Source organism: Pseudomonas sp. GM80, assembly GCF_000282515.1.
Lineage (GTDB): Bacteria > Pseudomonadota > Gammaproteobacteria > Pseudomonadales > Pseudomonadaceae > Aquipseudomonas.
In genome coordinates this window covers 14,171-35,203 of record NZ_AKJD01000170.1, presented here as the reverse complement: position 1 = coordinate 35,203, position 21,033 = coordinate 14,171, and the positions used below count along the sequence as shown (strand labels likewise).

General features: G+C 60.3%; 24 protein-coding genes. 9 read left to right on the top strand and 15 right to left on the bottom strand.

Going from position 1 to position 21,033, the window contains the following annotated elements:
• Positions 1 to 84: 84 nt before the first annotated feature.
• The 7 genes from PMI37_RS23895 to PMI37_RS23865 form a co-directional block, all read right to left on the bottom strand.
• Positions 85 to 447 (bottom strand): Na+/H+ antiporter subunit G, encoded by a 363-nt coding sequence (locus PMI37_RS23895; protein WP_008085860.1) that lies wholly within the window; start codon positions 445 to 447, stop codon positions 85 to 87.
• The gene (locus PMI37_RS23890; RefSeq protein WP_007910754.1) at positions 444 to 722 is read right to left on the bottom strand and encodes a K+/H+ antiporter subunit F; all 279 of its coding nucleotides are present in this window, start codon (positions 720 to 722) and stop codon (positions 444 to 446) included. The genes PMI37_RS23895 and PMI37_RS23890 overlap by 4 nt, the downstream gene beginning before the upstream one ends.
• Positions 719 to 1,207, bottom strand: a complete 489-nt coding sequence (locus tag PMI37_RS23885; RefSeq protein WP_008085858.1) for a Na+/H+ antiporter subunit E — start codon at positions 1,205 to 1,207, stop codon at positions 719 to 721. The genes PMI37_RS23890 and PMI37_RS23885 overlap by 4 nt, the downstream gene beginning before the upstream one ends.
• On the bottom strand, positions 1,204 to 2,883 hold the full coding sequence (locus tag PMI37_RS23880; protein WP_008085856.1) for a monovalent cation/H+ antiporter subunit D: 1,680 nt from the start codon (positions 2,881 to 2,883) through the stop codon (positions 1,204 to 1,206). Before PMI37_RS23880 ends, PMI37_RS23885 begins: the two co-directional genes overlap by 4 nt.
• On the bottom strand, positions 2,880 to 3,224 hold the full coding sequence (locus PMI37_RS23875) for a Na+/H+ antiporter subunit C (RefSeq protein WP_008085854.1): 345 nt from the start codon (positions 3,222 to 3,224) through the stop codon (positions 2,880 to 2,882). Before PMI37_RS23875 ends, PMI37_RS23880 begins: the two co-directional genes overlap by 4 nt.
• The gene (locus PMI37_RS23870) at positions 3,224 to 6,142 is read right to left on the bottom strand and encodes a monovalent cation/H+ antiporter subunit A (protein ID WP_008085853.1); all 2,919 of its coding nucleotides are present in this window, start codon (positions 6,140 to 6,142) and stop codon (positions 3,224 to 3,226) included. Before PMI37_RS23870 ends, PMI37_RS23875 begins: the two co-directional genes overlap by 1 nt.
• 219 nt (positions 6,143 to 6,361) lie before the next feature.
• On the bottom strand, positions 6,362 to 7,300 hold the full coding sequence (locus tag PMI37_RS23865) for a DMT family transporter (protein ID WP_008085851.1): 939 nt from the start codon (positions 7,298 to 7,300) through the stop codon (positions 6,362 to 6,364).
• An 85-nt stretch (positions 7,301 to 7,385) separates the two neighbouring features.
• Between PMI37_RS23865 and PMI37_RS23860 the strand changes: the two genes are divergently transcribed.
• A complete protein-coding gene (locus PMI37_RS23860) occupies positions 7,386 to 7,949 on the top strand; it encodes a helix-turn-helix domain-containing protein (RefSeq protein WP_045123275.1) in 564 nt (187 codons plus the stop codon).
• Complete coding sequence (locus PMI37_RS23855; RefSeq protein ID WP_008085847.1) at positions 7,950 to 9,344, top strand: FAD/NAD(P)-binding protein; 1,395 nt, start codon at positions 7,950 to 7,952, stop codon at positions 9,342 to 9,344. It begins immediately after the preceding gene.
• Positions 9,345 to 9,604: 260 nt separating this feature from the next.
• On the opposite strand, the gene PMI37_RS23850 is transcribed toward PMI37_RS23855, so the two are convergent.
• A complete protein-coding gene (locus PMI37_RS23850; protein WP_008085845.1) occupies positions 9,605 to 10,339 on the bottom strand; it encodes a substrate-binding periplasmic protein in 735 nt (244 codons plus the stop codon).
• A 217-nt stretch (positions 10,340 to 10,556) separates the two neighbouring features.
• Positions 10,557 to 11,930, bottom strand: a complete 1,374-nt coding sequence (gene ppnN / locus PMI37_RS23845; protein ID WP_008085844.1) for a nucleotide 5'-monophosphate nucleosidase PpnN — start codon at positions 11,928 to 11,930, stop codon at positions 10,557 to 10,559.
• 223 nt (positions 11,931 to 12,153) lie between these two features.
• Here ppnN and PMI37_RS23840 point away from each other — a divergent pair, with 223 nt between their 5' ends.
• Positions 12,154 to 12,681 carry a DUF3087 domain-containing protein gene (locus tag PMI37_RS23840; protein ID WP_008085841.1) on the top strand — a complete coding sequence of 176 codons (528 nt, stop codon included), beginning with the start codon at positions 12,154 to 12,156 and terminating at the stop codon, positions 12,679 to 12,681.
• Here PMI37_RS23840 and PMI37_RS23835 read toward each other — a convergent pair.
• Together PMI37_RS23835 and PMI37_RS23830 are read right to left on the bottom strand one after the other, a co-directional pair.
• Positions 12,678 to 13,058 (bottom strand): DUF2784 domain-containing protein, encoded by a 381-nt coding sequence (locus PMI37_RS23835; protein WP_008085839.1) that lies wholly within the window; start codon positions 13,056 to 13,058, stop codon positions 12,678 to 12,680. The two genes, PMI37_RS23840 and PMI37_RS23835, sit on opposite strands and share 4 nt — an antisense overlap.
• A gap of 52 nt (positions 13,059 to 13,110) precedes the next feature.
• Positions 13,111 to 14,046, bottom strand: coding sequence for a GGDEF domain-containing protein (locus PMI37_RS23830; RefSeq protein ID WP_008085837.1), 936 nt, complete (start codon positions 14,044 to 14,046; stop codon positions 13,111 to 13,113).
• 38 nt (positions 14,047 to 14,084) lie between these two features.
• On the opposite strand from PMI37_RS23830, the gene PMI37_RS32300 reads away from it, so the two are divergent.
• The 4 genes from PMI37_RS32300 to PMI37_RS32090 all read left to right on the top strand — a co-directional run bounded on the left by PMI37_RS32300 (position 14,085) and on the right by PMI37_RS32090 (position 15,449).
• Positions 14,085 to 14,237 (top strand): hypothetical protein, encoded by a 153-nt coding sequence (locus PMI37_RS32300; protein ID WP_238552729.1) that lies wholly within the window; start codon positions 14,085 to 14,087, stop codon positions 14,235 to 14,237.
• Positions 14,230 to 14,928 carry an AzlC family ABC transporter permease gene (locus PMI37_RS23825; protein ID WP_045123274.1) on the top strand — a complete coding sequence of 233 codons (699 nt, stop codon included), beginning with the start codon at positions 14,230 to 14,232 and terminating at the stop codon, positions 14,926 to 14,928. The genes PMI37_RS32300 and PMI37_RS23825 overlap by 8 nt, the downstream gene beginning before the upstream one ends.
• On the top strand, positions 14,928 to 15,239 hold the full coding sequence (locus tag PMI37_RS23820; RefSeq protein ID WP_177323335.1) for an AzlD domain-containing protein: 312 nt from the start codon (positions 14,928 to 14,930) through the stop codon (positions 15,237 to 15,239). The genes PMI37_RS23825 and PMI37_RS23820 overlap by 1 nt, the downstream gene beginning before the upstream one ends.
• 63 nt (positions 15,240 to 15,302) lie before the next feature.
• Entirely contained in the window at positions 15,303 to 15,449 is a 147-nt protein-coding gene (locus tag PMI37_RS32090) for a hypothetical protein (protein WP_008085832.1), read from the top strand.
• 47 nt (positions 15,450 to 15,496) lie between these two features.
• Here PMI37_RS32090 and PMI37_RS23815 read toward each other — a convergent pair whose 3' ends face one another.
• The 4 genes from PMI37_RS23815 to PMI37_RS23800 all read right to left on the bottom strand — a co-directional run bounded on the left by PMI37_RS23815 (position 15,497) and on the right by PMI37_RS23800 (position 18,725).
• The gene (locus PMI37_RS23815; RefSeq protein WP_008085830.1) at positions 15,497 to 15,769 is read right to left on the bottom strand and encodes a hypothetical protein; all 273 of its coding nucleotides are present in this window, start codon (positions 15,767 to 15,769) and stop codon (positions 15,497 to 15,499) included.
• A 345-nt stretch (positions 15,770 to 16,114) separates the two neighbouring features.
• A complete protein-coding gene (locus PMI37_RS23810) occupies positions 16,115 to 16,795 on the bottom strand; it encodes an SOS response-associated peptidase (RefSeq protein ID WP_008085829.1) in 681 nt (226 codons plus the stop codon).
• A 47-nt stretch (positions 16,796 to 16,842) separates the two neighbouring features.
• Positions 16,843 to 17,682 (bottom strand): ABC transporter permease, encoded by an 840-nt coding sequence (locus PMI37_RS23805; RefSeq protein WP_008085827.1) that lies wholly within the window; start codon positions 17,680 to 17,682, stop codon positions 16,843 to 16,845.
• A 62-nt stretch (positions 17,683 to 17,744) separates the two neighbouring features.
• Positions 17,745 to 18,725, bottom strand: a complete 981-nt coding sequence (locus PMI37_RS23800; RefSeq protein ID WP_008085824.1) for an aliphatic sulfonate ABC transporter substrate-binding protein — start codon at positions 18,723 to 18,725, stop codon at positions 17,745 to 17,747.
• Positions 18,726 to 19,020: 295 nt separating this feature from the next.
• Here PMI37_RS23800 and PMI37_RS23795 point away from each other — a divergent pair, with 295 nt between their 5' ends.
• Both PMI37_RS23795 and PMI37_RS23790 read left to right on the top strand, forming a co-directional pair.
• Positions 19,021 to 19,968, top strand: coding sequence for an ABC transporter substrate-binding protein (locus PMI37_RS23795; RefSeq protein ID WP_008085822.1), 948 nt, complete (start codon positions 19,021 to 19,023; stop codon positions 19,966 to 19,968).
• Between the two features lie 131 nt (positions 19,969 to 20,099).
• Positions 20,100 to 20,999, top strand: a complete 900-nt coding sequence (locus PMI37_RS23790; RefSeq protein WP_008085820.1) for a polysaccharide deacetylase family protein — start codon at positions 20,100 to 20,102, stop codon at positions 20,997 to 20,999.
• The last annotated feature ends 34 nt before the right edge of the window (positions 21,000 to 21,033 follow it).

The following is a 21,033-nucleotide window of genomic DNA, read 5'->3' as shown; positions in this document are numbered from 1 at the left end:
AGAGCAAGATCAAAAGAGCGCAGCCTTCGGCAGCTCCTACAGGGATCGATGTAGGAGCTGCCGAAGGCTGCGATCTTTTACGGGTTAACTGCCGCTTTCGGTGCGACGGCTGCTGACTTCGGCCGGCACATCGTCGCCAGCCATACGCTTGCGGAACAACGCCGCCCGCGCCAGCAGCAATGTCGTCACCGGCACGGTGATCGCCAGCAAAATCGGAATCAGCCAGGCGTGTACCACCGGCCCGGACTTCAGTGCCGAGAAGCAGATGATCGACGCCAATGCCACGCACCAGGCGCCCAGCGTCGAAGCCAGTGCTGGCGGGTGCATGCGTTGGAAATAATCCTTCATCCGCAACAACCCTAGCGCACCGATCAGCGCAAACACGCCGCTGAGCACCAGCAGGATCGCCACCGGAATTTCCACCCACAAAGACAATTCAGCGGTCATTCGATCACCTCGCCACGCAGCAGGAATTTCGCCAGGGCAAACGAGCCGACGAAGCCGAACAGCGCAATCAACAGCGCTGCTTCGAAGTAAGTGTCACTGGAATAACGAATGCCCAGGGTCAACATCATCAGCATGGCGACGATGTACAGGTAGTCCAGCGCCAGGACCCGATCCTGCGCTGACGGCCCTTTGAACAGACGCACCAGCGTCAATACCATCGCCAGCGAAAACAGGAACAGCGTCAGCAGGATCGCGTTTGACAGTAAGGGGCTCATTCGAAAATCTCCATCAACGGCCGCTCGTAAGTGCTCTTGAAGTGCTCGATGAACTGCGCTTCGTCGTCCAGATCCCAGACGTGCAGCAACAAAATGCTGCGATCCAGCGCCAGCTCCGACCACACCGTGCCGGGCACCACGGTGCAGATCATCGCCAGTGTCGCCAGACCGTGGGCGTCGCGCAGGTCGAGCGGCACTTTGACGAAGCGTGAGCGCAGTGGACGGCGACCGGCATTGAGAACGCCCCAGGCGACGATCAGATTGGACACCACCACGTCACGACCAACAAGCAAGAACAGTCGCACGATCGTACCCGGACGACGGATGCGCACTTGTTTCGGGCGCAGTTTGCGCATCATCAACGGCGCGGCAAAACCCAGAATTGCGCCGATGAGCAAGTTGCCCGGGCTGATCGAAAGGTTCAGCGTCAGCCACAAGGCCCACAGCGCCAGCGACAGCAAGGGTGCAGGAAACACGCGCTTCATGGCTGCACCTCGAGCATGGCGGCTTTGCTTGCCGGGCTCGGTACCGCGCGGGTACCGAGCACCGCCATCACGTATTGCTGCGGATTGTTCAGCGCCTCGGCGGTGGCCTGGGTGTAGCGCAGCAGCGGTTCTGCCTTGAAGGTCAGGGCAATGCTCAGCCCCAGCAGCAGGAAGATCGGTGCGCATTCAAGTTTGCGCAGCAGTGGCGAAGGGCGCTCCTCGGGTGTCCAGAAACGCTGAATGCCGAGACGCGAGAACGCCATCAGCGAGGCCAGCCCGGAGAGAATCAACAGCGCCAGCAAGGCCCACGCGCCAGTGGAAATCGGCGCGCCAGTGCCCAGGCCCAGTGGATTGAGCAACGCCCCGATCAGGCTGAGTTTGCCGATGAAGCCGGACAGCGGCGGCATGCCGATGATCAGCAGCGCACAGGCAATGAAGCTCAGGCCAAGAAACGCCATGGTCCACGGGATGACCTGGCCGACCACGGCTTTTTGCTCGTCGTCGAGGTTGATGCCTTTGGGCGGTTGCAGGGATTCCTGCGGGCGCGGCAGCAATTCGCTTTCGTCTTCCAGCGGGATCTCATTGGCCGAGCGCGAACGTTCGATCAATTCGGCCAGCAGGAACAGTGCGCTCAACGCCAGCGTCGAGCTGACCAGATAGAACAGCGCCGCGCCGATCAGGTTCGGCTGGGCAAAGCCAATGGCCGACAACAGGATCCCGGCCGACACCAGAATGCTCAGGCTGGCCATGCGTTCCAGCCGTTGCGCGGCAAGAATCGCCAGCGCCGCACAGGCCATGGTCGCCATGCCGCCGTAGATCAGCCAGTCGCCGCCGAAGAATGCCGACGCCCCGGCTTGCCCGGAGAACAGCAGCGTCCACAGGCGCAGCAGGGTGTAGATGCCGACCTTGGTCATGATCGCGAACATCGCCGCCACCGGAGCACTGGCGGAGGAATAGGCCGGCACCAGCCAGAAGTTCAGCGGCCACATGCCAGCCTTGGCCAGGAACGCTACCGCCAGAATCGCCGCACCCGCGTGCAACAGGCCACGGTCGGCTTCCGGCACCAGCGGAATCTTCAGCGCGAGGTCGGCCATGTTCAGCGTGCCGGTGACGCCGTAGATCAGCGCCGCGCCGATCAGGAACAACGACGAGGCGAGCAGGTTGATCGAAATGTAATGCAGCCCCGACGACACCCGCGCCCGGCCCGAGCCGTGCAGCAACAGGCCATAGGACGCAGCGAGCAACACTTCGAAGAACACGAACAGGTTGAACAGGTCCGCCGTCAGGAACGCGCCATACAGCCCCATCAACTGAATCTGGAAGAGGGCATGGAAACTTGAACCAGCACCGTCCCAGCGCGCCATCGCGAAGAGCAGGGCGCTGACACCGATGATCCCGGTCAGCACGAGCATCAGTGCCGACAAACGATCGACCACCAGCACGATGCCGAACGGAGCCTGCCAGTTGCCCGGCAGGTACACGCCGATGGAGCCGGGCACACCGGTGGTTTGCGTCCATTGCAGGAGCATCACCGAGATGAACAGGCCGACCAGGCTGGAGAACAGGTTGATTTTCGCCTTCAGCGGCCGGTGCCGTTCGCCGAGCATCAGCATGATGGCGGCGGTCAGCAGCGGCAGCAGAATCGGTGCGGCGATCAGGTGAGTCATCGCCATCATTCTTTAGGCTCCCGGCCGTCGACGTGGTCAGTGCCGGTCAGACCGCGCGAGGCGAGCAGAACGACGAGGAACAATGCGGTCATGGCGAAGCTGATGACGATCGCGGTGAGGACCAGTGCCTGCGGCAGCGGGTCGGTGTAGTGCAGCAAGTCTTGCGTGACGCCGTCCTTGATCACCGGCTCCTTGCCGATGAACAGGCTGCCCATGCTGAAGATGAACAGGTTGACCGCGTACGACAGCAGGCACAGGCCCATGACCACCTGAAAGGTCCGTGGCCGCAGGATCAGCCACACGCCCGAGGCGGCGAGGACGCCGATGGCGATTGCGATGACTTCTTCCATCAGACGGCTCCTTTGCTGGCGACGGACTTGGGCAGCGATGCGGTCTTGTGACCCCGCACCGATTGGTGGGCGAGGGCGGTGAGGATCAACAGCGTCGAACCGACCACCACGCCATACACGCCGATGTCGAAGAACAGTGCGCTGGCGACATGGATGTCACCCAGCACCGGCAGGCTGAAATGCCAGGTGTGCGTGGTCAGGAACGGATAACCGACCAGCATCGCGCCCAGGCCCGTGGCCGTGGCGAACAGCAGCCCGGTGCCCATCCAGCGCAGCGGTCGCAGGCTCATTTGCGCTTCGACCCACTGTGTACCGGCGACCATGTATTGCAGGATGAACGCCACCGACATCACCAGCCCGGCGACGAAACCGCCGCCCGGCTGGTTGTGCCCGCGCATGAACAGATAGAACGACACCACCAGCGCAATCGGCAGCAGCAGGCGCACCAGCACCGCCGGCACCATCATGAAGCCGAGTGCGGTGTCGCTGGCCGAACGCGGGTTGACCAGGTCGGTGACCACGTCCGGCGCGAGCAGGCGTTGCTGGGCCGGCAGTTGCAGGCTTTCTTTCGGCGGGCGGAAGCGTCGCAGCAGGGCGAACACGGTCAGTGCCACCGCGACCAGCACGGTGATTTCACCGAGCGTGTCGAAACCACGGAAGTCCACCAGCATCACGTTGACCACGTTGCTGCCACCGCCCTCGGGCATGGCGCGGCTGAGGTAGAACGAGGAAATGTCGTTCGGCGTCTGCCGCGTCAGCATCGCGTAGGACAGCAGCGCCATGCCGCCACCGACGGCAATCGACAGCAGCAAGTCGCGCAGACGACGAATGCGCGCCTTGCGCAGGGTGCTCGGCAATGGCGAGACTTCTTCGATCCGCCGAGGCAGCCAGCGCAGACCGAGCAGGATCAGCACCGTGGTCACCACTTCGACCGCCAGTTGCGTCAGGGCCAGATCCGGTGCGGAGAACCAGACGAAGGTCACGCAGGTCATCAGGCCACAGACGCTGACCATGGTCAGTGCGGCGAGACGGTGATACTTGGCCTGCCATGCGGCGCCGAGGGCGCAGACAATCGCCAGCAGCCACAGGGTCACGAAGACGATCGAACCGGGAATCTTCGGCCGGTCGCCCCAGCTCAGGCTGCTGTGCAACATCGGGATCAGGCCGGCGAGCACTGCCGCCAGCACCATCAGGAACAATTGCATCTGCAGGCGCTTGGTGCCCAGACGTCGCTCGACGCGACGGGCCATGCGCATCATCACCACCAGGCTGCGCTCGAACAGGCGCTTGCCGTTGAAGCGGCCTACCAGCGGCGGATATTTGAAACGGCCGAGCTTGAACTGGTTGCGCAACAGCAGATACAAGACGATGCCGCCGGACATGGCGATCAGGCTCATGATCATCGGTGCGTTCAAGCCGTGCCATATCGCCAGGCTGTATTCAGGCAACTCGCCACCTACCACCGGCAACGCCGCTGCTGCGAGCAACGGGCCGACGATCTGTGCCGGGAAAATTCCCACCAGCAAGCAGGTGAACACCAGCAGCTCGACCGGCGCGCGCATCCAGCGCGGCGGTTCGTGCGGGGTGTGCGGCAAGTCGGTGGCCGGCGGGCCGAAGAACACGTCGACAGTAAAGCGCAGCGAGTAGGCGACGCTGAACGTACCGGCGATGGTCGCGACAATCGGCAGCGCCGCTTCGACCCACGCCGTGGCATTGATGAACACGGTTTCGGCGAAGAACATCTCTTTCGACAAGAAACCGTTGAGCAATGGCACGCCGGCCATCGAGGCGCTGGCGACCATGGCCAATGTCGCGGTGAACGGAATCAGTTTGATCAGGCCGCTGAGTTTGCGGATGTCACGGGTGCCGCTTTCATGGTCAATGATGCCCGCCGCCATGAACAGCGAGGCTTTGAATGTGGCGTGATTGAGGATATGGAACACCGCTGCGACGGCCGCCAGCGGGCTGTTCAGGCCCAGCAACAGGGTGATCAGGCCGAGGTGGCTGATGGTCGAGTACGCCAGTAATCCTTTGAGATCGTTCTGGAACATCGCGCAATAGGCGCCGAGCAACAACGTACACGCGCCGGCACCGCTGACGATGTAGAACCATTCTTCACTGCCGGACAGTGATGGCCACAGGCGCGCCAGCAGGAAAACCCCGGCCTTGACCATGGTGGCCGAGTGCAGATACGCAGAGACTGGCGTGGGCGCCGCCATGGCGTGGGGCAGCCAGAAGTGAAACGGGAATTGGGCACTTTTGCTGAGTGCGCCGATGAGGATGAGGGGTAACAGGATGGGGTAGAGGGCGTGTGCGCGAATCATGTCGCCGGCGGCCAGGACCTTGTCGAGGTCATAGCTGCCAACGACATGGCCGAGAATCATGACCCCCGCCAGCAGGCATAACCCGCCCGCACCGGTGACCATCAGCGCCATGTAAGCGCCGCGACGCGCATCGGCGCGGTGGTGCCAATAGCCAATCAACAGGAACGAGAAGAGGCTGGTCAGCTCCCAGAAAAACACGATCTGGATCAGGTTGCCGGAAATCACCAGGCCGAGCATGGCGCCCATGAACGCCAGGAAAAACGCGAAGAAACGCGGCACCGGGTCATCCGGCGACATGTAATAACGTGCGTATAAAGAGACGAGGGTACCGATGCCCAGTACCAGCATCGAGAACAGCCAGGCAAAGCCGTCCATGCGCAGGACAAAGTTCAGACCGACGCTGGGCAGCCACATGAACTCTTCGCGGATGACGCCGCCATGGGCGATTTGCGGGTACAACAACGCAACCTGGACGGTGCCGATCAAAGCGACCAGACCCGCCAGCAGGGATTCGGTATTACGCGCGTTGTGTGGCAGCACCGCTGCCAGACAGCTGCCAATGAATGGCAGAAGCAGTAGAACTATCAGGGACATAGGCTTCTAATCTGCGGAAGTTTGTGAAGCATCATACGTGCCAGCTCCCCGATCACCAAACGCCAGGATGTCTCAGAATCCTACAAAGTAGTCTGAATATTTATGTTTGGCATTGTTTCCAGGGAATCGTGGAGGCCGAAAAAAGATCGCAGCCTGCGGCAGCTCCTACATTAATTCCGTGTAGGAGCTGCCGCAGGCTGCGATCTTTTGATTTTGCTTTCAGTTGCTGCTTTCACCCTCCAACTCTTCATCGACTTCAGCAACAACCTTACCCTTGGTTTTCAACTCACTGACAATCACTGCCGCGACAATCAATCCGGCCCCGACCAGCGCAATCGCCGGCAGCCGCTCCCCCGCAATTCGCCCGACAATCCCTGCCCACACCGGCTCACCGGCATAGATCAACGTCGCCCGAGTCGGCGAAACACTCTTCTGCGCCCAGTTCATCGCCACCTGAATCGCCGCACTCGCCGCGCCCAGCCCCAGCGCAGTCACCAGCAACGTCCAGGAAAAGTCCGGAATCAATTCACCGGTCGGCACCACCAGCAAAAACGACAACACCGACGTCGTCGCCAGTTGCACGACCGTCACCCGGCGTACATCGACCTGGCCGGCGTAGGTGCTGATCAGAATAATTTCGGCCGCAATCGCGATGGCGCTGATCAGCGTGGCAATTTCACCAGGGCTGAAATTCAGCGCGGCGCCCGATGGCCCCGACAGCAGCATCAAACCGGTAAACGCCAACATGATGCCGATGCTCGGCATCAACCCCGGGCGCCGGCCAAGCACCAGCCATTGCAGCAGCGGCACGAACGGCACGTAAAGCGCGGTAATAAACGCCGATTGGCTGCTGGGGATCGTCTGCAATCCAACCGTCTGCAAGCCGTAACCGAGCATGATCGCCACGCCGATAAAGGCACCAGCCTTGAGTTCGAACAGGGTCAGGTCGCGCAGGTGACGCCAGGAGAACAGGGCAACGATGCACGCCGCTGCGGCAAAGCGCAGGCCGACGAAGAACATTGGTCCGCTGACGGTCATCGCGTGCTGAACCAGCAAAAAGGTGCCGCCCCAGATCATGGTGATCAGTACCAGCACGCATTCGGCTTTGCTGAATTTCGAGAAACGGAGGGAGGTGGGGGAGTTGTTCACCGACGTCATGACCTTGCGCACTGTAAAAGGCAGGACGCACAATGCGCCCAACGTTGCGCAGTATACTGCCCAACCCCACCGAGTGAGCAATATAGTGCCCAAAGATTCCAGCCCAAGAATGTCCGTCCTTCAGCACGTCAGTCAGAACGTTCGACGCCTGCGTCATGCGGCGGACATGAGTCAGACCGTGCTCGCGGAGAAGTCCGGCGTCAGTCGGCGGATGCTGGTGGCGATCGAGGCCGGTGAGAAAAATGTCAGCCTGACCACGCTCGATCGCGTTGCCGCTGCGCTGGACGTCGCCTTCAGTGATTTGATCCAGGCCCCGGAGGCGCGCGACCCGAGCCGGATCAATGAGCTGGCGTGGGCGGGTACCATTCCGGGCAGCAAAGCGGTGCTGCTGTCGAAAGCCACCGCCACCCGCGAAGTCGAGCAGTGGGAGTGGTGCCTGCAACCGGGCGAAGTCTATCCCTCGCAACCGGATGCCGAGGGCTGGAGCGAGCAGATTTATGTCTTCGCAGGTTGCCTGACGTTGATGCTCGGCGATCAGCCGCAGCACATTGGCACCGGCGAGTTTTTCATGTTCGCCAGCAATCAGCCGCACACCTATCGCAATGATGGCGACGTCGCGGCGCGGTTTGTCCGTAATGTGGTGATTTGAATGAGTCAGAACGCAGACATCCTGATCATTGGCGGGGGCCTCAGCGGCACGATGCTGGCGGTGCAACTGCTGCGCCTGCCAGGCCAGCGCACGATTGTGATTGTCGAGCCGCGTACCGAGTTGGGGCGCGGCGAGGCCTATAGCGCCGTCGAGTTGGGCCATACGCTCAATGGCAATGCGGCGCGGATGAGTGTCGACCCGGACAACCCTGATGACCTGACGCAATGGCTGACCGCGCACATTGCCGCCGGTGGCTGGCCGGAATCGGCCGAACAGGCTGTGCCGATCAGTGAACTGTTCCCGCCGCGCGGGCTGTTTGGTGTGTATGTACAGCAGCGCTTGGCCGAAGCGCAGGCGATTGGTGCGACGTACGGTTCGACGGTTGAGCATGTGCGGGCGGAGGTGGTTGATCTGCAGGCGGATGTCGATGCCGTGCAGCTGACTTTGAGCGATGGGCAACGATTGCGGGCCGGGTTTGCGGTCATTGCAACAGGCATGTTTCCTGCGGCTCGCACCCCGCAGACCGAATCCAGCGGCGTTAACGCGGCCGCGTTGGATCCGTGGGACGTTGCGGCCATGCGCCAACTCGATCCGCAATCGACCGTGCTGATCATCGGCTCCGGCCTGACCATGGTCGATGCTGTCGTCTCACTGGAGCAGGCCGGGCATCGCGGGCCGATCGAGGTGTTTTCCCGGCACGGCCTGTTACCCCATGTACGTCGACAACCACCGGCCTGGGTGGATTTTCTGGGCGAAGATCACAGCCTCCGTTCGCCGCGACAGTTGCTGCGCGAATTACGTCGGCAGTGTCGTGACGCAATCGCCCAAGGCATCGATTGGCAAGCCCCCCTGGACACCGTGCGTGTGCACATTGCCCGATTGTGGAGTCAGGCGACTGACGTGCAGCGTCGACAATTCGTACGTCACGTGCGGCCGTGGTGGGAGAGCCATCATCATCGCTCACCGCCGTTGAGCGCCGAACTGCTGCAGCGGTTGCACAGCCAAGGTCGGCTGCGTATTCACGCAGCCTCGTTCAAAGGCCTTGAGCCCGATTCGAACGCTGCTGTGAGCATCCGCATCCGTCGTCGTGGCGAACACGAGACGTGCGTCGTGCAGGGCGCGGCGTTGATCAATTCCAGTGGCATCGAGTACGACTGGCGGCGTGTCGCACGACCGTTGCCGCAACAGTTGCTGGCTCGCGGATTGGTGCAACCGGGGCCGTTGGCGTTGGGGATTGCAGCGACGGCTGAAGGCGCGGTGCTGGATGCGAACGGGGTGCCCGCCAAGCGGTTGTTCGCCATGGGGCCGCCGTTGCGGGGGATGTGGTGGGAGAGTACGGCGGTGACCGATGTTGCGTTGCAGGCGAAGGCACTGGCGGCGCGTCTTGTGGTTTGAGGCTGCCTGAATTGGCCCCATCGCTGGCAAGCCAACTCCCACGGTTTCTGCTGCCGCCACAAAGTCCTCATTCAATCCAGATCCCTGTAGGAGTGAGCCTGCTCGCGATCGCGGTGTGTCAGCCCCATTCATCCAGGCTGATAAACCGCGATCGCGAGCAGGCTCACTCCTACAAGGGATTGTGTGTAGCCATTAATCTTGAGCCCCCTGAATCCCTGTGGGAGCTGGCTTGCCAGCGATGGCGTCAATTCAGCCGATACTTATCTTGGCAGTGCACCTACCAGCCAGCGCTGACGCAGTTGTTCCAGCCGACCATTGGCGCGCAGTTTGTTCAGGGCGCGTTGCCAGCGGGCGACCTGGTGCGGATCGGTTTGCAGCGAGAAGGCGATGTAGGTGTCCTGTTTCATCAGCGGGATCTGATACTGCAAGCGCCCGGGTTCCATGCCTTGGCCGCGCGCCAGTGAGGCGATCGACAAGGTGTCGGAGACGACGAAGTCGGTTCGGCCAAGACTGAACAGACGCATCATCTGCTCGGGTGTTTCCACGCCGTAGAGATTGTTCAGGTTTTGCTGTTGCAGAAAACTGTAGGCCAGCCATTTGCGCGGCACGGTGATGCGGCCGATCGCATCGGCTTCGCGCAAATCGTGCACCGGCGGGTGTTGGTTGTCCTGGGCGTACAGGGCAGTTTCCACTTCAATCAACGGCCCGACCCACTGATAGCGATTGTCGCGCTCATCGGTGCGCAACACGGTGAACACACCGGTGTCCGGATGCTCACTGGCTAGATGCAGCGCGCGCAACATCGGCACTTGTTGGAGGTGGATCTGATCACCGGTTTGCTCGGCCAGCGCACGGACCACGTCGACGCCGTAGCCGACCAGTTGATCACCTTGCAGGAAATGCAGGGGCGGGTGGTTGTCGCTGAGCAGTTGCAGATCCGCCGCGTTGGCCGTGAGGGCCAACAACGAGAGCAGACACGCGGCAATCCGTTTCATGAAACGTCCCTGAAAAAACAATCGCGCAGCTTAGTACGGGCCGAGGGTGGCTGTCGTGAGGAATCTGCGGGGCTTTTGTGTCAGAAAACAGGACGGATCGGGTAGGCGGGATGGATGCGAACTGTAGGAGTGAGCCTGCTCGCGATGGCGGCGAATCAATCAACATTGATGCTGATTGACAGACCGCCATCGCGAGCAGGCTCGCTCCTGCAGGGGGTTATGCCACGACTCGGTAGCACGGCACGTACGCCGCGCCGCCCGGCAGTTTCATCCGGTGCTGGGCGACGAAGGCTTTGAGCAGTGCATCCAGCGGCTGCATGATCGCTGCGTCGCCACGAATCTGATACGGCCCGTGTTCTTCGATCAAACGAATGCCCTTGTCCTTGACGTTGCCGGCAACGATGCCGGAGAACGCCCGACGCAGATTCGCCGCCAGTTCATGCGGTGGCTGGTCGCGGTGCAGCTTGAGGTTGGCCATGTTTTCGTGGGTCGGATCGAACGGACGCTGGAAGCCTTCGTCGATCTTCAGCAGCCAGTTGAAGTGGAACGCGTCGTTGCGCTCGCGACGGAACTGCTTCACCGCTTTCAGGCCTTGAGTCATCTGCCGCGCCACTTCGGCCGGGTCGTCGATGATGATCTCGTAGTGCTGCTTGGCGGCTTCACCGAGGGTGGCGGTGACGAAGGCGTCGAGCTGCTCCAGATACGGCGCAGCGTGCTTCGGTCCGGTGAGAATGACCGGGAACGGCAGCCCTTTATTGTCCGGGTGCATCAGGATGCCGAGCAGATAAAGGAATTCTTCAGCGGTACCGGCACCGCCCGGGAAGATGATGATGCCGTGGCCAACGCGCACGAAGGCTTCCAGACGTTTCTCGATGTCCGGCAGAATCACCAGCTCGTTGACGATCGGGTTTGGCGCTTCGGCGGCGATGATGCCCGGCTCGGTCAAACCCAGATAACGCCCGCCATGAATACGCTGTTTGGCGTGGGCGATGGTCGCGCCTTTCATCGGGCCTTTCATCACGCCGGGGCCGCAGCCGGTGCAGATGTCGAGGCTGCGCAGGCCCAGTTCGTGGCCGACTTTCTTGGTGTATTTGTATTCTTCGGTGTTGATCGAGTGGCCGCCCCAGCACACGACGATCTTCGGCTCGACGCCCGGACGCAGGGTGCGTGCGTTGCGCAGCAGGTGGAAGACGTAGTCGCTGATGCCTTGCGAGGTGGTCAGGTCGATGCGTTGGCTGTCGAGTTCGTTTTCGGTGTAGACGATGTCGCGCAGGGCGCTGAAGAGCATTTCACGGGTGCTGGCGATCATTTCGCCGTCGACGAAGGCATCGGCCGGAGCGTTCAACAGCTCCAGGCGTACGCCACGATCCTGTTGGTGAATGCGGATTTCGAAGTCCTTGTAGGCTTCGAGGATGGTCTTGGCGTTATCAACATGGGCGCCGGTGTTGAGGATGGCCAGGGCGCACTGGCGGAAGAGGGTGTAGGTGCTGCCGGATCCGGCTTCGCTCAGTTGCTGAACTTCACGTTGAGAAAGGGTTTCCAGGCTGCCTTTCGGGCTGACCGAGGCATTGATTACGTGTCGTTGGGTCATGCAATGATCCTTAAAACGATGTCATCTCAAGACTAGGCGATGGCATCCGAATAGTGTGTATCCATGAATGAAGATGGCACGATCTGCGCTGTACCGCCATGTCCCCGTTGGACGCTGAAAAGATGAAAAGGAGCCCCAGCATAGCTAAATCCCTCGTGGAGGCGATAATGCGCCGACGAGTTTTTTTGATTGCCCCTTTTGTCGCTCAAGGAAGTCATTTGTGATGTTCGAGATTCAGCCGATGGACGCCGCTACCTTTCGCCAGCAGACCCGCCGCAGCACGATCATCATCGCCGTGCTGTTCCTGGTGCTGGCGATGTTGTTTTCCAGCGTCGCGGTGGCGCTGTTCGGCGAGCCTGGCGGCGATAACCTGCGGTTCAATGTCGGCGGCGTGTTTGTGGCGTTTTTGCTGACGGCGGGTTTGCTGCGCGGGCGCTTCTGGCATCAGACCTGGATGGCTCCGGCGGTGTACAGCTGGCGGCTCAAGCGCAGCCTGATGAGCATCACCAATGTGATGCATCAGGTGACGGCAGCCGTCGAGAAGAATGATCCGACGGCCATGAAAGTGCTGCGTTTCTACCATCTGGGGCTGACGCAGATGCATGAACTGGATGGCAACTCCAGTGATCACGGGCAACTGTGGCGCGAAGTCGAGGCGCACAAGGAGCGGATGCAGGCGCTGGATCTCAATACCGAACAGACGCGCCTGGATCCAGCGTGGCTGGAACACCTCAAACAGGCTTCGCGTTAAAGCGCCTGCTTGCTGCGCAGTTTCCATGCGCGGAACAGGCGACCGTAGACCAGCAAATTGACCGCCAGCACCACGCTGCCAAGCGCCAGTTGAATCTGCGGAGTGAGCCCGGCCGGGTAGATGATCGGCCAGATGTAATGCTCGATGAAGCCGCCGGCGTATTCGGTCTGCCCGGCGGCGTGGCGCATGAGGTTTTCCCAGTACGTCAGCGGGCAGGTCAGGTGCAACACTTCGACCGCCACGCCCCAGGCGGCTGCGGGTAAGTGCAGCCACATCAAACGCGGCCACTTGAGCACCAGCAGTCCGCCGAACAGCACGAACAAAATAAAGCACAAATGAAACAGCACCAGCCCGTCGGCTGCGATTCGGTACGGCATGGTGTCTCCCTGACGTCGTTGCGATGGCCGCTATGTTACGCCAGCGAGCGCGTTATCGCTCACTGCGAAAGTCGGCAAACTCGGCGCGCATCCGTCCATTGTGTTTGGCCTGGTAGAGCAGTTTGTCGACTTGTTCGATGAAGGGCAGGGGATCGCTGCCAACCGCCGCCTGCGCAGTGCCGACACCAAGACTCAGGCTGACCAGCGAAGACACCGGCGAATGCGCGTGGGCAATCTGCTGCTGACGAATCAGGTGCAGGCATTTGCGCGCCACCAGGCGGGCTGACTCGGCGTCGGTTTCCGGCAATAGCCAGACGAACTCTTCACCGCCGATCCGTGCAATGAAATCCCGTGGTCGGTTGGCCGCCAGCGACAGCGTCTTGGCTACTTGGCGCAGGCATTCGTCGCCTTTGAGATGGCCGTAATGGTCGTTGTATTGCTTGAAATAATCGATATCGAGGATCAGTAGCGACAACGGCAATCCGCTGCGCTGCGCGCTGACCCACTCGCGTTCGAGCACGGTGTCGAACATCCGCCGGTTGGCGATGCCGGTGAGGCCGTCCTGGAACGAATACTCTTCCAGTTGCTTTTGCAGGCGGATCAAGTGTTCTTCGGTTTTCTTGCGTTCGCTGATATCGAACATGAACCCCACCAGCGCCTCGACTTCGCCGTCCTTGCGCACCACGTGCACGACGTCGCGAATCCACACGTACTCACCGCTGCGGGTCAGGGCGCGATAGTCGGCCTCGTGATCGACGCCGGCGCGGGATTGCGAAACGCAAAACTCGACGACGTAATCACGATCATCCGGGTGCATGCGCTCCACCCAATCGTTGACCCCGACCCAGCTGTCCTGCTGCCAGCCCAGCAGGGTTTCGATCTGCGGGCCGATGTAGCTGAAGGTCATGGTTTTCCAGTCGATCCGCCACGGGATGGCTTTGGTCGATTCCAGCAGAGTCTTGTACACGTCACTGTCGATGGCGGTCATGGCGGGGCACGGTCTCGGAGGGAAAATGCGCTGCCAGCATGTTGTTGGCGCGCAATGCTTGCAAGCAGCACGCCGATGAACGGCGACGTTGCGGAGATTTCTTGCAAGTGCGCAAGATTGTTCAAGCCAAAAAACAGCCATTACTGGCAGAGTTGGCGACTGTTTCCTCGGTTGAAGAGCGTTATGTCTGACTCACTCATGCCGCGCAGTGCGTTTCTTCGCGGCGCTGCGGCGATCATGCCGCTGTCACTGGCCACCGCGCCCTGGGGGCTGTTGGCCGGTTCCATGGCGATTGAAGCCAACCTTACGCCGCTGCAAGGTCAGGGCCTGTCGAGCATTGTCTTTGCTGGCGCTGCGCAGTTGGTGGCGATCGGCATGCTCAAGGGCGGCGCAGGGATTTTCTCGATTCTGCTGACGACGTTGCTGCTGACCTCGCAGCATTTGTTGTACGGCATGAGCATGCGCTCGGTGATTTCACCGCTGCCGGGGCGTTGGCGGATCGGTTTGGGCTTTTTGCTCACCGATGAATTGTTCGCGCTGACCAGTCAGCATGATCGCCAACAGTTCAATCGCTGGTATGCGCTGGGCGTCGGCCTGACGTTTTACATCGCCTGGAACCTCTTCACCCTCGCTGGCATCGTCTTGGGCAGCAGCATTCCGGGGCTGGAACATCTGGGGCTGGATTTCTCGATCGCGGCCACCTTCATTGCCTTGATCACGCCGGTGGTGCGTAACGTGCCGACGGTGGTTTGCGTGGCGGTATCGCTGTTCTGTTCGGTGCTGTTCAGTTATTGGCAGTGGGGTTCGGCGCTGGTGCTGTCGGGGCTGGCGGGCATGACCGCCGGGTTTATCTGCAACAAGCTGTATCGGGGGCGCGCATGATGGTCTGGGCAGTGATATTCGGCATGGGCATGCTGGTGTTCCTCAACCGTTACGTGTTTCTCGAACCGCGCTTGCCGGTGCGTTTGAGCAGCAATGCTCGGCAGTTTCTCGGGTTTGCGGTGCCGGGCATGCTCACCGCCATTTGCGGGCCGATCGTGTTCATGCCGGACAAACAGCTGAATCTGCAGTGGGACAACCCTTATCTGCTTAGTTCGCTGGTAGCCATTGCCCTGGTGATCTACACACGCAATACCTTGCTCAGCATGTTATTGAGCATGGCGTTCTTCTTTTTACTGCGTTGGTGGATGTAAGTTGACTGATGAAAACTGTTCTACGCTGTAAAGATGACCCTTTACTTGTGACAGGAGGCGAGCATGGCGACTGAGCAGAATCATCCGGAACCGGATGGCGAAGACAACGATGAGCCGACGCAAGAAGAAATAGAGCGGGAGAAGCACAAGGAACAAACCTGGAAGCACGATGACGGCAGAGAGCTTTCAGATCCTGACCGCAAGTTTTGACCAGTTACCATAAAAAAAGCCCCGCAGATGCGGGGCTTTTTGTTGTGTCAGAGATCGTCCAACTGCGTGAAATCGGGGTGTGAAGCCCGATATCCCAAGGTTCTGTCGATCCAGGCATTCAGCTCGTTGACCATCACCGGCGGATGACCGGGATACCCTGCGAGGGTGGTGCGCAGGACGCGTTCGATGTCGGGAACGGTACGCAGGTTTCGGGTCTTGATGTAGTGGCCGATAAAACAGTCGAGTTCAAAGCGTTCTGTCATCGACAGATAAACACACTCCAGGCCGCTGACCTGTTTGATTGCAAAATCGTCGCGCAACTTATTTCTCTGCAAGGCTTGTAAAAGTTGTTGTGGATTCCTGGTTTCTTGACTCTTTGGTCAACTGGTATACCAATCGGAAATGCGGCGCGCATGCTAGCCGTAGTGCTACTAAATGTATGTATGACGATTGAAATGTCAGACAGGCGGTTAGTTCACTCAAACGACTGTTTTATTCAAGCTGTCTCAAGGATGAAACACCCTCTGTAACGCCATCGGCTCACCGGTAGGAGCTGCCGCAGGCGGCGATCTTTTGATCTTGCTTTTGCTCATGAAGAAACAAGGGCAAAAGATCGCAGCCTGCGGCAGCTCCTACATGAGTGAACGGGGGAGGTTGGGGGATGTTTAGGCTTGCTGAATAATTAAGTTGGCGCCCTGATTGCGTGAGTTACCGACTGCTTTACCGACTTTGTACCATTCGAACGTCTCAGGGCTTTCACCTTCGAACAAGAGCATTTGTTCGGCGCGTTCGGCGGGCGTCGCCGGGTCGAGCCATTCCTGCGCCAATTCTGCGCGAAACACCACTGGCCGTCGGTCATGGATATCGAGCATGCCGCCCACGCTGTCGGCGGTGATGATCACGAAACCATCGTCGTCCCGAGCCTGCGCCTCGGGCGTAGGACATTGACCGATGGCTGCGCAGAAAACCGGACCTTGATCTGCCCGACGAATCAGCCAGGGTTGTCGGGTTTTGTCGTCGTCATCGACCCATTCAAACCAGTTGTCGACGGGGACGATCAGCCGATGGCGCCAGATCGCGCGAAAGAACGAGCCATGGGCGACTTTCTCCACCCGCGCATTGATTGGCGCGGCGCGATCCTTGGCCCAATGCGGACGCCAGCCCCAGCGCAGGTTGTCGGCGAAAAGCGTTTGCCCCTGCTGGTGAAGCACGGCCAGTGCGGTGGTCGGTGCAGCGTTGTAGCGAGCCAATGGCGCGTCGCCGACATGATTGATCAGCGCATCGGGAATGCTCAGGACGGCGACAAAGTCGTGGATGCCTCGGTACTGCGAGAGTCTTCCGCACATGGGCTGAATCTCCGGTAGGAAATTTCAGCGTAGTTGCTTCTTCGCACTCAATCCTGTGCGCCCTGACCGGTGAACGTATCGCGCCATTTCAGCCAGCGTCGTTCGAGCACCGCCAGCACACCGTCGCTGAGCTTGCCGAGCAAGGCCAGCACGATAATCGCCGCCAGTACGATGTCCGGCCGTGAGGTTTCGCGGCCGTCACTGAGCAGATAGCCCAGGCCTTTGGTGGCGGCGATCAACTCGGCCGCAACGAGAAACATCCACGCCAGACTCATGCCGCTGCGCAACCCGGTGAACAAACCGGGAAGGGCGGCGGGCAGCAAGATTCGCCGCACCAATTGCAGGCGGCTGAAGCCGTAGATATGACCGACCTCGACCAGTTTGCGATCGATGTTGCGAATGGCCGCGACGACGTTGACGTACACCGGGAAGAACGCGCCAATGGCGATCAAGACGATTTTCGAGGTTTCATCAATGCCCAGCCACAGCAACAACAGTGGCACCCAGGCCAGGCTCGGAATTGCGCGCAGGGCGGCGAACGTCGGCTCCAGATACGCCTCGGCTTCGCGGCTCAAACCGACCCACGCGGCAAATACCAACGCCAGACTGGCGCCAATGGCGAAGCCCAACAGCACGCGAATCAGGCTCGCGCCGATGTGCTTCCACAAGGCGCCTTCGGCGAGGTCGGTGAGGGTCAGGGCGATCTCGCTGGGCGCGGGCATCTGGTAGGACGGCAGCCAGCCGATGCGTACGATAATTTCCAGCAGGACAACGATCAGCAGCGGTAAGGCCAGACCTTTGAAACGGCGCTGCCAGGTCGGATGAAGGGGCGACGTGCGTCGCGGCGCAACGAGTGGCGCGGGCAGCTGTTTGCTGTGACTGTTCATGAAATCGGGCTCCGCTCACGACAAAACCGCGACGGGCGCGGATTTGTCATCAAGCTGTTCGGTTACTGGCGGGCGACGGCTTGCTGCACACCGCTGTCGAGCAATTGATCGATGACTTGATCGACATTCACCCCGCGACGCACCAACTCTTCGGAGACCAGAATCGGCGCGGCAGCCTTGGAGGCACTGACATCGTTTGTCGTCAGTTGCGGGCTGTTCAGGTCGGTGCGCGACAGCTGCAATTTGGCCACGTCCAGCGGCAGTCCGGATTCCTTGGCGAGCAGGGCGGCGAACGCGTCAGGGTTTTTCAGCGCCCAGTCGCGGGCCTGTTCGTAGGCCTTGATCACCGTCTCGATGGTTTGCGGATGCTCCTTGGCGTACTGCTCAGTGACGCTGATCACCCCGTAACTGTTGAAGGCCGGGTTGCGGTAGAGCAAGCGCGAACCCGCCTGCACCTGGCTGGCGGCCATATGCGGATCAAGGCCGGCCCAGGCGTCGACATCGCCTTTTTCCAGCGCCGTGCGGCCATCGGGATGTTGCAGGTGCACCAGTTCGACGTCGTCTTTTTTCAAGCCGGCCTGTTGCAGGCTGCGCAAGGTAAACAGGTAAGGATCGGTGCCTTTGGTCGCGGCGATCTTTTTGCCCTTGAGGTCGGCGATGGATTGATACGGCGAATCTTTGCGCACCACCAGCGCCGTCCATTCGGCGCGGCTGTAGACGTAAACCGATTTGATCGGACTGCCATTGGCACGGCTCAGCACTGCCGCGAGACTGGCGCTGGAGGCGAAATCAACGCCGCCGCTGTTGAGGTATTCCAGCGAGCGGTTGCTGCCCTGGCTCAACACCCAGCTGACTTTGGTGTTGGGCAGGGCCTTTTCGAGGAAGCCGAAATTCTTCAGCACCAGGCTCACCGGCGAGTAATAGGCGTAATCAAGGTGCACCTCCGCCGGTGCGATTTCGGCGGCATGAGCGATGGGTTGCAGGCTCAGGGCAATGGCGCTGGCAGCCAGCAGTGTCTTGATACGAGGGAAGAACGATGTCATGGGCGCGCTCCGGCGAAGGCACAGGTTTCTTATGTCCAAAAAGATATTTTTATCGAATGCTTCCTGCATGAATGGAATATTGCAGGCTCTGTGCCATGTGAGCCAAAGCCCCGGAATACGGGGGATTTATTGCTTGGGAGGGGAATTCAGGTGTTGTGCGGGAAACAGTGTGGACGGCCACTGTTGCTCAGCCAACAGTCGATAGTGACGGTGCTGAGCTTATGCGTTAATCGAATTTCAAAAGTAAATATTAAGAGCGTTATGGTCTATGCAAACCCTCTTTGCAGGACTCGCCATGAAGCTTTCCCGTTTCCTACGTCGCGCGCTGACCGCGGCTTTATTTACCTCACCACTTTCCTACGCCGCCGAGCCGTTAGTCCTGCACGTGGGTGATCAGAATTACTACAACATCCGCGCTTCGGTGGAAGCCTCCGGGGTTTTGAAGGACGCGCCTTACACCGTCGACTGGAAACACTTTCAGGCCGCAGCGCCGCTGGCAGAAGCCTTGCAGGCTGGATCGCTAGATCTGGGCTTTCTCGGAGACTCGGGCTTTCTGTTTCTGGCGGCAAAACAGGCACCAGTGAAACTCATCGGTGTTTCACGGCAGAACCCCGACACCATTGCCCTGCTGGTGCCGAAGGACTCGCCGGTGCAAACCATTGCCGACCTGAAGGGCAAGAAAGTCGCCTATTGGCCGGGGGCGTGGAGTCAACAGTTGACGCTGCGCGCATTGGAGCAGGGCGGTCTGCCGGAAAACTATGTCGACTTCGTCAAATTGATGCCGATCGATGCCGCCGCCGCATTGCCGCAGGGCAGCATCGATGCCTTCCCGGTCTGGGAACCGTACATTTCCCAGCAGATCCTGTTCTCCGGCGCACGGCCGATTCTCACTGCCAAAAACCTGATGCCGGGGCTCAGCGCTATCGCGGCCTCGACGCCGTCGATCGACAGCAAGCGAGAGGCGATCGCCGATTTTCTCGGGCGTTTGAAGCAGGCACGGGCCTGGGTTGACAACCATACCGACGAATACGCCGATCTGTGGGCGAAGAAGGCCAATCTCGATCAGCAGGTTTCCCGGCACTGGCTGCGCCAGGCGCACATGACCGTCGGGCCGGTGGATCAGCAAGCCGCGACGGACCTGCAAAGCACCGCAGACTTCCTGTTCAAGGTCAAAGCGCTGCCGACACCGTTGGCGACTGCGGGGATCATCGACAACTCTTTCCAACAAGCGTTTGCGCGCTGAACGAGCGTCGGAACCAAACCCTGTGTACCTTATCCAACCTCGGCTCGTAGCGCCGGGCACAAGGATGGATGAGGGCGAGGGAGTTTTGCCAGTCGACAACCTGACCACAGTGGTCGAAAGCAAGGCAAAACATGACCTCCGGATTCAAACTTGTGTGGGCCGCGGTGATTGCCCTAGGGCTGGCCGGCTGCATCGCCGCGCCCATCGAAATGACCGCGCAAACCGAAACACGCCTCAAGGCCCAGGCGCCCGTGCGCTTCCTGCTGACGTTCGATGACGGCCCCAGTGCGTCGAGTTTCTGGAACCCATCGGCGACCGTGCTCGACAGCCTCAAGGACAATCCGCTGCAACCCGGCATCAAAGCGGTGTTTTTCGTCCAGACCCGCGCCCCCCGCGCCGGCAACAGCGACATTGGCCGCGGTATCATGCGTCGCGAATACGCAGAAGGGCATATCCTCGGTTTTCACACCGCCACGCATTGGCACACCAACCATCGCTCGCTCGATCCGCAAGAACTCGAAGAATCGCTGACTCACGGCACGGCTGATATCGCGGCGATCACCGGGGCGCCGCCGACATTGCTGCGCCCGCCATTCTGGAATTATGACAAGCGCACGTTTGCCGCTTATCAGCAGCATGGCTTACACGTTTTACTCACGGATATAAGCGCCAATGACGGCAAAATCTGGGGATTCAATGCCAGCCCACGTCGCCGGGCAAACATGCTGCGGCAACTGTCGGTCGTGCGGGAAGAGGTGGCGCTGGGTAAGTTTCCGACGGTCGATGGCGTGATTCCGGTGGTGGTGACCTTTCATGACCTCAACCGTTACACCGCGCGGCATGCGTGCGAATACCTGCAGATCCTGCTCGACAGCGCCGCAGCGACGGGGGTGAGATTGGCGGACAAGCCGTTCTATGATGATCACGCTGCCCTGGAGAAAGCCGCGCTGGCGCGAACGGTTCAGCAAAGTTCGGAAGCGGTGGAGCTGCCCGGCATCTGGAACTGGATCTGGAATCACGACGCTGAATGAAGAGGTAAATGAAAGTTGTGATCCAGTTGGCATT